Genomic DNA, 12,443 nt, shown 5'->3' with positions numbered 1-12,443 from the left:
TGTTTTTTAATTAATACACAGATTGTATTTAAAATTAGGCAGATAAACTTTTTTTCATATACATTTGTACCTTCAAAAATTGAAGTATGGCGAAGAATTTAGTGATAGTTGAGTCACCAGCTAAGGCAAAAACCATTGAAAAATTTCTAGGAAAAGATTTTAAAGTAGAATCTAGTTTTGGGCATATTGCCGATTTACCTTCTAAGGAATTAGGTGTTGATGTTGATGGTGATTTCAAACCAAAATATCAAATTTCAAAGGACAAGAAAGACGTTGTAAAAAAGCTTAAAGAATTAGCAAAAAACGCAGATTGGGTTTGGTTAGCAAGTGATGAAGACCGAGAGGGAGAAGCTATTGCGTGGCATTTAGCCGAAACTTTAAAGCTAGATAAGGATAAAACCAAACGTATTGTTTTTCATGAGATTACTAAATCTGCCATTCAAAAAGCTATTGAAAATCCAAGAGGGATTGATTATGATTTGGTCGACGCACAACAAGCGCGTAGAGTTTTAGACAGAATCGTAGGATATGAGTTGTCGCCAGTGCTTTGGAGAAAAGTTAAAGGTGGACTTTCAGCAGGTCGTGTTCAATCGGTTTCTGTACGTTTAATTGTTGAAAAAGAAAGAGAAATTCAAGAATTCACAGCTCAAGCATCGTATAGAATTGATGCGGAATTCTCAAATGAAAAAGGACAAACGTTTAAAGCTAAACTTCCAAAGAATTTTAACTCGGAAACTGAAGCTACTGAATTTTTAAAAAATAATATTGAAGCTACCTATCAGGTTTCAAGTTTAGAGAAAAAACCAGCAAAAAAATCTTCTGCTGCACCTTTTACCACATCAACCTTACAGCAAGAAGCTTCAAGAAAATTAGGCTTTTCAGTAAGTAGAACCATGTCTAATGCACAAAGGCTTTACGAATCTGGATTAATCACCTATATGAGAACAGATAGTGTAAACTTGTCTGATGAAGCACGAAACGCAGCAAAAGCTGAAATTATATCAGCATTTGGGCAACAATATAGTAAACCTCAAAATTATAAAGGAAAATCCAAAGGAGCGCAAGAAGCGCATGAGGCTATCCGTCCTACAGATTTTTCATTGCATGCAGTAGATATTGATAGAGATCAATCAAGACTATACGAATTGATTTGGAAACGTGCTATTGCTTCTCAAATGAGTGATGCAGAGCTAGAACGTACCAATTTAAAAATTCAAATTAACGCTTCAAATAAGGTTAATGAGGAATTTGCAGCTAACGGAGAAATCATCACTTTTGATGGTTTTTTAAAGGTGTATCTTGAAGGAACAGATGATGAAGATGTTGAGCAAGAAGGTATTTTACCAGATTTAAAGGTTAATGAGAAATTAAACAATAATTATATAACTGCAACGGAGCGTTATACGCGTCCGCCTTCAAGATATACGGAAGCTTCCTTAGTTAAAAAATTAGAAGAATTGGGTATTGGTCGTCCGTCTACTTATGCACCAACTATTTCAACTATTCAAAACAGAAATTATGTTGAGAAAGGTTCAAACGAAGGAGAAGAACGTGGTTATAAGCAATTGGTCTTGCAGAAAAGCGAGATTAAAAGTAAAAAATTAACCGAAAAAGTAGGCTCCGATAAAGGGAAACTGGTGCCAACTGATATTGGAATGATTGTAACAGATTTTCTTGTGAACCATTTCGAGCATATTTTAGACTATAACTTTACCGCGAAAGTAGAAGCTGATTTTGATGAAATAGCAGAAGGAAATGAAGATTGGACGAAAGTGATGAAATCTTTTTATAAAGATTTTCATCCTCAAGTAGAGCATGTTAAAGAAAACGCTGATAGAGAATCTGGTGAACGTGTTTTAGGAACCGATCCAAAAACAGGGAAACAAGTAAGTGTGCGTTTGGGTAAATTTGGTCCTATGGTTCAAATAGGTACTGTGGATGATGAAGAAAAACCGCAGTTTGCTAGTTTAAGTCCAGACCAACAATTGAACTCCATTACCTATGATGAGGCTATGGATTTGTTCAAATTGCCCAAAAGCTTGGGAGAATATAAGGGTGAAGAAGTTGAAGTTAATAACGGACGTTTCGGACCTTATGTAAAATTTGGAAATGCGTTTGTATCCTTACCAAAAGGTGTTGATCCATTAAGTGTAGAGTTAGATGATGCTATTGTTTTAATCAAAGAAAAGCAAAAAGCAGATGCTCCTATATATATGTATCAAGATTTGCCTGTACAAAAAGGTAAAGGACGATTCGGACCATTTATTAAATGGAACAATATGTTTATCAACGTGAACAAAAAATACAATTGGGACGAACTGTCTGATGATGATATTGTTGAATTAATAGAAGACAAAATCCAAAAGGAAAAAGATAAAGTTGTTCAAAATTGGGAAGCAGAAGGTATCCGTATTGAAAAGGCACGCTGGGGAAGGCATAACCTTATTAAAGGTAAAACAAAAATTGAATTAGCTAAGACCGTTGATGTTTCTAAAATAACTTTAGAAAAGGCACAAGCTTTAATTGAAGCAAAAGCTCCTAAAAAGAAAACAGCTAAGAAAAAGGCAACTTCGAAAAAGAAGTAATATTTATATTGCCCTCTTTTTAAATTAGTAATTTTGAATGTAATTATTTATTATGTTGATAAATAAATGCATTTCATCGGTTATTTTAACATAAAGCTAATCGAAAACTCATTTATTCTGTTGATATTTGTGTTTAATCAATTTTAAATCAAATTTTCTTTGTAATTAAAGATGAACTTTAATTTTTTATCCCCAGTCTCAGATTCAGTTTTAGCCCATAACGAATTACTATCCTTACAAGCTTTAGGCAGAAAGATTAAAATTCACTCGTCTCAAAATGGTATCCCAGATTTAGACGATGTTAATATTGCTATTATTGGTGTTTTAGAAAATAGAAACGACATTAATTATATAGGACAAGATTTTCAATTGGATGAAATTAGAAAATCATTTTATAGTCTATATCCAGGTAGTTGGAATGTAACCGTTGCAGATTTAGGTGATATAAATAAAGGAGAAAGTGTAGAAGATACATATTTTGCTTTAAGAGAATCGGTTTCTATTCTAGTAAAAAAAGGTGTTATTCCAGTTATACTAGGAGGGTCTCAAGATATTACATATGCAAATTATAGAGCTTACGATGGCTTAATACCTATGGTAAACATTGTAAATGTTGATGCAAAATTTAATTTAGGAGATTCTACTAAACCTATAAAGAATAATAGCTTTGTTGGAAAAATTATTCTAGATCAACCGTACAACCTGTTTAATTATGCTACAATTGGATATCAAACCTATTTTAATTCGCAAGAAGAAATAGATTTAATGGATAGCCTTTATTTTGAATCCTACAGGTTAGGTCAAGTATCTAAAGATATTTCTATTGTAGAGCCAGTATTGCGTGATGCCAATATTGTTAGTATCGATTTAACTTCGGTAAAATCATCAGAGCTAAGTTTAAATCAAAAGTATTCTCCCAATGGTTTAGACGGAAAAGAAATTTGTGCCATATCGCGTTATGCAGGTATTAGTAATAAAGTAACATCGTTTGGTATATATGAATATGTACCTTCAAAGGATGATACTATTACATCTATGTTAGTTGCTCAAATGATTTGGTACTTTGTTGAAGGGGTTAATTTTAGAGTTAAAGACGATGATTTTTCAGATGATAGAAATTATCAAAAGTTTATAACCTTGGTCGAATCGGAAGAATTAGTATTCTATAAAAGTAACAAAACAGGTAGATGGTGGATAGAAATTCCATTTTTATCTGAAGTTAATAATAAATTAAAAAGACATACGTTATTACCATGCATGCATCAAGATTACCTCGATGCGTGTAATAATAAGGTGCCAGATCGTTGGTTTAAAGCATTTCAAAAGAACTGTGTGTAATAGACAAAGCATGGTCAAATAGTCAATTTCATCGGTAAAATGTAATTTTTTTACGATGAAATGTAAATTTTTTAGATAAAAAGTTGTTTTTTAAAAAATATATAAATATGTTTACGCTCTCAAATGAAGCTTAAAATAATTAACCTCGAGTTTTCTATGGATATGAAGAAGTTTATTTTATTAACCGCAGTATTAGCAATTCTAACTAGTTGTGGCTCTAAAGATAGAGGCGAGCTAGTAGGTGTTAAAGGAAAAAAATGGCACCCTGAAAAGCCTTATGGTATGGAATTAATTCCTGGAGGCGCATTTATAATGGGTAAAGCAGATGATGATCTGGCTGGAGTTCAAGATGCACCTTCAAAAACAGTTACTGTTAGAGCATTTTATATGGATGCCACAGAAATTACAAACAGCGAGTATCGTCAGTTTGTTAATTGGGTAAGAGATTCTATTGTTAGAATGAAATTAGCCGTATTAGCAGATGAAGTTGGAAAAGTTCCTGAAGATGGTGGCATTGGTGAATATGCATTTAAAGATGCAGATACAGCAAATATGTCTGTTTACGAAAAGTATATGTTCGAAAATTATACAGGCTTAGGACCAACAGGATATGAAGGTAGAAAATTAAATAAAGATGTAGATTTAATTTTCGATACAGCCGAATATCCAGACGAGTACTATACTGAAGTAATGGATACTATGTACTTACCATTAGAAGAATCTTATAATGGTCAGCGTACTTGGGATGTTAAAAAGTTTAAATTCCAATTCAGTTACATGGATATTCAAGAAGCTGCTCGAAACAGAGGTATTTCTCGTAAAGACGCTATTAAGAAAGAAGAAATTGAAGTATATCCAGATACTACGGTATGGATTAGAGATTTCGCTTACTCATATAATGAGCCAATGCACAATGATTATTTTTGGCATGATGCTTATAGTGATTACCCAGTTGTTGGTGTAACATGGAAACAAGCAAAAGCATTTTGTGAATGGAGAACTATTAACAAAAACTCATACCAAAAATCTAAAAAAGGAGCAGCGATGGTTAATACATTCAGATTACCATCGGAAGCAGAGTGGGAGTACGCCGCCAGAGGTGGTTTACAAGCTGCAACGTATCCTTGGGGTGGTCCTTACACAAAAAGTGACAGAGGATGTTTTATGGCAAACTTTAAACCTGTAAGAGGTGATTATGCGGCAGATCAAGCATTATATACTGTTGAAGCAAAATCATACGAACCAAATGATTATAACTTATACAATATGGCTGGAAACGTTTCGGAATGGGTGAATGCATCCTATGATCCATCAGCTTATGAATATACATCAACTATTAACCCAAGTGTGAATGATGCTAACAATCAACGTAAAATTGTTCGTGGTGGTTCTTGGAAAGATGTTGCTTATTTCTTGCAAGTAAGTTCAAGAGACTATGAGTATGCAGATTCAGCAAGAAGTTATATAGGTTTCAGAACCGTTCAAGATTACATGGGGACACAAGTAACTAAAAACGGTAAATAAATTTTAATCAAATCAATAAAAATAATAATAACTATTAATTAACCTACTTAAGTAAAACCTACTTAAATTAAAAATCGAAAATTATGGCAAAGTCAAAAGCAAACAAAAAGTTCATGAATATGGCTTACGGATTAGGAGCAGCAATTGTAATCGTTGGTGCACTATTCAAAATTATTCACTTTGAAATTGGACCTTTAACAGGTAACGTTATGTTAACCATTGGTCTTGTAACAGAAGCAATTATTTTTGCATTATCAGCATTCGAACCTGTTGATGATGATTTAGATTGGTCTTTAGTATATCCAGAATTAGCTGGAGGACAATCAGGTAAAAATGAAGGAAAGGAATCTGCACAAGGTTTACTATCTAAAAAGTTAGACGAATTATTAAAAGAAGCTAAAATTGATGGTGAATTAATCTCAAGTTTAGGAGATAGCATCAAAAACTTTGAAGGTGCTGCAAAAAATATGTCTTCTACAGTAGATTCAATCGAAGCTAGTAAGAAATACGGTGAAGAATTATCGTTAGCTGCAGCACAAATGGAATCATTAAATAGCTTATACAAAGTACAATTAGAAAGCATTAACAAACAAGCTACTATTAATGAAGAGTCTATTGAAAACGCTGGTAAATTAAAAGAGCAAATGCAATCTTTAGCATCTAACTTATCATCATTAAATGGTGTATATGGCGGTATGCTTTCTGCAATGAATAAAAATTAATTAGGAGAGTTAATAAATCCCAAATTACTATTAATTAACCAAAAAAAACCTAATTAAAAATGGCAGCAGGAAATTTATCACCTAGACAGAAAATGATTAATCTGATGTATTTAATATTTATAGCGATGCTAGCGTTAAATATGTCGAAAGAAGTGCTTTCAGCCTTCGGATTAATGAACGAAAGACTTGTAGAATCTAATGAAGCCGCTGAAGAGCGTAACAATAGTTTTGTTGCAAGTTTGAACCTTAAAGCTGAAGAACAGCCTGAGAAATATGAGCCTTTAAAAGCTGATGCAGAAAGTTTGCATACGTTGGCTTCTAATTTTGATGCTTATTTATCAGAGTTAAAAGGAAAAATGACAGCTACTGTTGATGATCCTACCGATTATGAAATTATGGATAAAGGTGATTACCTTGACGAAAATTTCTTTAAAGGAGACAAGTTAAAACCAGAAGGACAGGAGTTTTTAAACCAAATAAATACGTTTAGAGATGGTGTTGTGTCTTTATTACAAGGAAAAAAAGGTATGGAAAATATCATACAAGATGTTAAAGATAAATTTAACACAGATCCTGTAAAAAGAGACATCGGAACTCAAGATTGGTTAGATTACCATTATAAAGGATTTCCTTTAGTAGCATCATTAACAAAAATGACACAACTTCAAGCAGATGTTAAAACCACTGAATCTGAAGTGTTATCAAATATGTTACAAGGTACACTTTCTAGTGAAGTGTCTATGACGAACTATACTACCTTAATGGAGACAACTAAGTCTGCTTACTTTAATGGTGAGAAATTTGACGGACAAATTGTTTTAGGTCGTACAGATGCTTCAACTAAACCTAACCGTGTAGAGTTAACTTTAGATGGAAGAAAATTAACGGAAAATAAAGATTTTACTATTGAAGGTGGTAAAGTTAAGTTAAACGTTAATACAGGAAGTGTTGGCGAGCATAAATTGGAAGGTAAATTGATTTTTTCTCAAGATGGAGAAGAAGTAGAGGTGCCTGTTAATTCATCATTTGCCACCGTAGCAAAACCTAATGCAGCAACAATTTCAGCTGATAAAATGAATGTAGTGTATCGTGGTGTTAAAAACCCAATGACTATTTCATTTGCAGGTATTCCTGATAATCAAGTGAGAGCTTCTGCACCTGGACTATCAAAAGTTGCTGGAGTTGGAAAATATGTAATGGATGCTACTACTATTAAAGGACGTGAAGTTACAATTAATGTAACAGGTACGCTTGATGGAAAATCAATTCCAGATAATGCAACATTCAGAATCAAAGATTTACCAAAACCAACAGGAACAGTAAGAGGAGAAGACGGTGCTATTAAAATGCAACGTAACGCCCTTGAAATTTCAACTATTGGTGCAAAATTTGATGATTTCGATTTTGAATTACCATTACGAGTTACAGGATTTAAATTTAAAGTTGCTGGTCAACCTACAATTAACGTTAACGGAAATAAGTTAGATAGTAGAGCAAAACAAGCGTTAAGCAAAGCTAAGCGTGGAGGTGATGTTCAAATATTTGATATAGAAGCTAAAGCTAACGGTGTTAGTGTAATACTTAAAAAAGTATCTCCAGTTTTTATTGAGTTAACAAACTAAACTGCAAGTATTAACGTTAAGTTATTACCGTAGTTAAATAAAAAGTGTAAAATAAGATTAAGATGAAACATTCATATAACCTTGAGTTGTTACATTGAACTTAAAGAAATATGGATGTTACATGTGACCTTTGAAAAATAATAAATAATTAAGCACATGAAATTAAAGAGTTTTTTATTAACCGTTGCTACTGTTTTTACAGCATCAAGTATGTTTGCGCAAGCCAATATATTAAATGCTAAAAGCCCTGAACAAATAGGAGTTAGAACAGAAGCTCAAAAGGCAGTCGATAATGATAAACCATTAGAATATGGGTATGTTGACGATAGAGACATCTTGTTTTCTAAAATGGTTTGGGAAAAAGTGGTTCTTGATGAACGTGCAAACTTCCCATTATACTATCCTATCGATACAAATAATATAGGAAAGGATAGAAGATCGTTATACGATGTTCTTATGAAAGCCGTTAAGGATGGAAAAATAAAGAACATTTATGATGATTCTTATTTTACAACAAAAAGAACCTTAAAAGACATTGAAGCTGCTTTAGTTAAAATTGATACTACAGAATTAGGTATTGAGCAATTAAACGCTGGTGAAGAATTATCTCCTGAATATATTAACAGGAGAGATATCACTGCTGCTGATATTAAAGAGTACCACATTAAAGGACTTTGGTATTTTGATAAGCGACAAGCTGAAATGAAATACCGCCTACTTGGTATAGCTCCAGTAGCGCCAGATGTTAACTTTATTGATGATGAAGAGCCAGATTTAGTACCTTTATTTTGGGTGTTTTTCCCAGATGCTAGAGAGGTATTACATGAAGCCAAATCTTTTAATAATGAAAATAGCTCTATGCCATTCTCTTTTGATCATGTGTTAAACGCACGTCGTTTTCATGGTTATATTTTTAGAGAAGAGAATGTACAAGGAGACAGAGCGGTTACGGAATATGTATCACAAAACGCTTTAATGCAATTACTTGAATCTGAAAGGATTAAAGATAAGATTAGAGATTTTGAATTAGATATGTGGACCTACTAAGCCATAATTAATAAAAAGAAAGCTCACTGAAAAGTGGGCTTTTTTTATGAGCAAAATTCAGATGGTTTTGTCAAAGCATGTATCTTCGCAGTCAATGAAAGTAGATTATATAATTGTAGGTTCCAGTATTGCAGGTATTAGTTTTTGCGAACAACTAAAAGCAAATAATAAAACTTTTGTGGCGTTTGACAACGGTTCACAGCAATCTTCAACTGTCGCAGGAGGTTTATATAATCCCGTAGTTTTAAAACGATTTACAACTGTTTGGAAAAGTAAAGAGCAGTTAGATATTGCCTTACCAATGTATGCCAACATTGAAAATAGACTTAAAGTAAAACTGGATTATAAGATTCCAGTTTATCGAAAATTTGCATCACTAGAAGAACAGAATGATTGGTTCGCTGCTTCAGATAAACCCATACTTTCGGAATATCTTTCAACAAAAATTATTAAAAATAATAATGAGGCTATTAATGCACCTTTTGGTTTCGGCGAAGTTTTAGATACAGGGAGAGTAGATGTAAAAACTATGATTGAAGCCTATAGGTCAGATTTACTAAAAAGTGAATTGTTGTTCGAAGACACATTCAATTACAATGAGCTTTTAATTGATGAAATGAAAATTGGATATAAAAATATTGTGGCTAAACATATTGTGTTCGCAGAAGGCTATGGCATAACACAAAACCCTTTTTTTAAACATTTACCACTTGTTCCAGCAAAGGGAGAGTTAATCACAATACATGCCCCAAGTTTAAGAATTGATTTTGTATTAAAAGCGGGTGTTTTTTTAATTCCTTTAGGAGAAGACTTGTATACAGTTGGTGCGACTTACGAATGGAAAGATTTAAGCAATAAAGCGACCAACGCGGGGAAACAAGAACTTACGCGAAAGCTTGAAAAATTAATTAAATGTTCTTATAAAGTTGTGAATCAAAAAGCAGGTATTCGACCTTCTGTTAAAGATAGAAGACCTTTGGTAGGGCAACATTCAATTTATAAAAACATGTATGTTTTAAATGGTTTAGGAACAAGGGGTGTAATGATTGGGCCTTATGTTGCCAATAAACTATACAAGTTTATTGAGAGTGAAATTCCTTTAGAAAAAGAGATTGATATAAAGCGATTCGAATAATTATTTTTTTGCAAACCTTTTATCATAGTGAATAAAAAGGTTAATCCAAATATTTCTAGATAATCTTAAAATAACAGGCATAAAAACGATTAAGGTGCCAATAATAGAAATAAAGACTAGATTAATTCCTGCTTCAAATATAAAATGCGAAATAACAAAAGCAGCAACAGCAAAAGCTATTCCTACACTATAACTAACATACATAGAACCGTAAAAAAATGAAGGTTCAATTTTATATCTCGTGCCGCAATTCGAGCATTTTTCGTACATACTCAACGCTTCCGAAAGCATATAGGGGTTCTTGTTTTTAAACATGGATTCTTCATGACATTTGGGACAAGCACCTTTCAAAATACTATATAATTTAGTTCCTTTTTTAAACATAATATTTGTGTATTTTTGCAACCTGAAATCAGGCAGTAAAAGTACATTTTTAATAATAAAAGCTCTGTAATAAAAGTTACATTTCTATGATGAACATTCATAATTTATCAATTTCATTTCAAGGTGAATACCTTTTTGAAGATATCACATTTAAACTTGGAAATGGCGACAGAGTAGGGCTTATAGGCAAAAATGGAGCTGGTAAATCTACCATGCTCAAAATATTATCGAGAGAAATGGAGCCTGATACGGGGCAAATTGCAACTGATAAAGAACTTAAAATAGGGTTTTTAAAGCAAGATATTGATTTTGTTTTTGGAAGAACAGTTTTAGAAGAATCGTATGAGGCTTTCACAGAAATAAAGGAACTCGAAGCTAAAATGGAAGCAGTTAATACCCAAATGGTCGAACGTACCGATTATGAAAGTGAAGGGTATCATCAACTCATGGTTGATATTAACGAGATACAACATCAATACGAAATTAATGGCGGCTACAATTATCAAGGGGATACCGAAAAAATTCTTCAAGGACTAGGTTTTAAACGCGAAGATTTTGGAAAACTTACAGATACATTCTCTGGTGGTTGGCGAATGCGAATTGAACTAGCAAAATTGCTACTTCAAAACAATGATATTTTACTTTTAGATGAGCCAACAAACCATTTAGATATTGAGTCTATCATTTGGTTAGAGGGATTTTTAAAAAATTATCCTGGTGCAGTGGTTATCGTTTCTCACGATAAGATGTTTTTAGATAATGTGACTAATAGAACCATCGAGATTTCATTAGGACGTATTTATGATTATCCAAAACCTTACACTAAGTATTTGGTATTGCGTGAAGAATTAAGAACACAGCAGTTAGCATCTCAAAAAAATCAGCAAAAGCAAATTGAACAAACTGAGAAGTTAATTGAAAAATTTCGAGCGAAAGCATCAAAGGCGACAATGGCGCAATCGCTTATAAAAAAGTTGGATAAGATTGATAGAATTGAGGTTGATGAAGATGATAACAGCGTAATGACACTTAATTTTCCAGTATCCATCACACCTGGAAAAGTGGTTGTGGAGGCTGAACATATCTCAAAAAATTATGGCGACAACCTAGTTTTAAAAAATATCAATTTACTCATTGAACGGGATAGCAAAACTGCTTTTGTTGGTCAAAATGGTCAAGGTAAATCTACACTAGCAAAGATCATAGTTGGAGATATAAAATATAACGGACATTTAAAACTTGGGCATAATGTACAAATTGGCTATTTTGCTCAAAATCAAGCAGAGTATTTAGACGGCAGTAAAACGGTGCTAGATACCATGATTGATGCTGCTAATGAAACAAATAGGAGTAAAGTAAGAGATATTCTAGGGTCGTTTCTATTTCGTGGCGATGAGGTTGAAAAATATGTACGTGTACTTTCTGGAGGAGAGCGAAATCGTTTGGCTTTAGCTAAATTAATGTTGCAACCATTTAATGTTTTAATCATGGATGAGCCTACAAACCATTTAGATATAAAATCTAAAAACGTTTTAAAGGAAGCTTTGAAAAGATTTGGAGGGACTTTAATTTTAGTTTCACATGACCGTGACTTTTTACAAGGATTAACTAACAAGGTTTACGAGTTTAAAGATCACAAGCTAAAAGAATATTTAGGCGATATAGATTATTATTTAGACCAGCGAAAAGTAGACAGCCTGCGGGATGTTGAAAAGCGCACTGTTGTAAAAGAAACACCTAAAGAGAAAAAGCAGCAATCCTACGAAGATCAAAAAAAACTTAAGTCTTTAAACAATAAGTTAAGTAACGTAGAATCTAAAATTGGCCAGTTAGAGCGTAATATTAAAGCCATAGATGTTGAGCTTGAAATTAATTATGAAGAAGCTACTTCTAAACCAAATTTCTTCGATAATTATCAAAAAATGAAAACTGACTTGCAAGGTTTAATGGAAAAATGGGAAGCCATTCAGTTTGAAATTGACCAGTTCGTCGATTAGAATTTGTTAAAATTTTGTGCATTTCATCGAATTAAATAGTATTTAGTCTAGTTGTAATGTATATTCGTACTAGTTAATCCCAAATCTAA

At 32.8% G+C, this 12,443-nt stretch carries 9 protein-coding genes; 8 read left to right on the top strand and 1 reads right to left on the bottom strand.

What is annotated here, in order from left to right:
• Positions 1–86 precede the first annotated feature (86 nt).
• From topA to L3X39_RS00195, 7 genes are all read left to right on the top strand, one after another.
• A complete protein-coding gene (gene topA / locus L3X39_RS00225) occupies positions 87–2,585 on the top strand; it encodes a type I DNA topoisomerase (RefSeq protein WP_237229357.1) in 2,499 nt (832 codons plus the stop codon).
• Between the two features lie 171 nt (positions 2,586–2,756).
• A complete protein-coding gene (locus L3X39_RS00220) occupies positions 2,757–3,923 on the top strand; it encodes a formimidoylglutamase (protein WP_237229356.1) in 1,167 nt (388 codons plus the stop codon).
• 162 nt (positions 3,924–4,085) lie between these two features.
• Entirely contained in the window at positions 4,086–5,447 is a 1,362-nt protein-coding gene (porK, locus tag L3X39_RS00215; RefSeq protein WP_452124567.1) for a T9SS ring complex lipoprotein PorK/GldK, read from the top strand.
• An 83-nt stretch (positions 5,448–5,530) separates the two neighbouring features.
• Positions 5,531–6,169, top strand: coding sequence for a type IX secretion system motor protein PorL/GldL (gene porL / locus L3X39_RS00210; RefSeq protein ID WP_237229355.1), 639 nt, complete (start codon positions 5,531–5,533; stop codon positions 6,167–6,169).
• A 59-nt stretch (positions 6,170–6,228) separates the two neighbouring features.
• Entirely contained in the window at positions 6,229–7,791 is a 1,563-nt protein-coding gene (gene porM / locus L3X39_RS00205) for a type IX secretion system motor protein PorM/GldM (protein WP_237229354.1), read from the top strand.
• 156 nt (positions 7,792–7,947) lie between these two features.
• Positions 7,948–8,838 (top strand): type IX secretion system ring subunit PorN/GldN, encoded by an 891-nt coding sequence (gene porN / locus L3X39_RS00200; protein WP_237229353.1) that lies wholly within the window; start codon positions 7,948–7,950, stop codon positions 8,836–8,838.
• A gap of 46 nt (positions 8,839–8,884) precedes the next feature.
• Entirely contained in the window at positions 8,885–9,973 is a 1,089-nt protein-coding gene (locus tag L3X39_RS00195) for an NAD(P)/FAD-dependent oxidoreductase (RefSeq protein ID WP_237229352.1), read from the top strand.
• Here L3X39_RS00195 and L3X39_RS00190 read toward each other — a convergent pair whose 3' ends face one another.
• Positions 9,974–10,357 (bottom strand): DUF983 domain-containing protein, encoded by a 384-nt coding sequence (locus L3X39_RS00190; protein ID WP_237229351.1) that lies wholly within the window; start codon positions 10,355–10,357, stop codon positions 9,974–9,976.
• Between the two features lie 86 nt (positions 10,358–10,443).
• Here L3X39_RS00190 and L3X39_RS00185 point away from each other — a divergent pair, with 86 nt between their 5' ends.
• Positions 10,444–12,354: an ABC-F family ATP-binding cassette domain-containing protein gene (locus L3X39_RS00185; RefSeq protein ID WP_237229350.1), complete on the top strand. Its 1,911-nt coding sequence runs from the start codon at positions 10,444–10,446 to the stop codon at positions 12,352–12,354.
• Positions 12,355–12,443: the final 89 nt, after the last annotated feature.

The organism is Flaviramulus multivorans (assembly GCF_021728415.1).
In the GTDB taxonomy this organism is placed as follows: domain Bacteria; phylum Bacteroidota; class Bacteroidia; order Flavobacteriales; family Flavobacteriaceae; genus Sabulilitoribacter; species Sabulilitoribacter multivorans.
The sequence above is the reverse complement of the archived record's forward strand: the minus strand, read 5'-3'. Positions and strand labels throughout refer to the sequence as shown.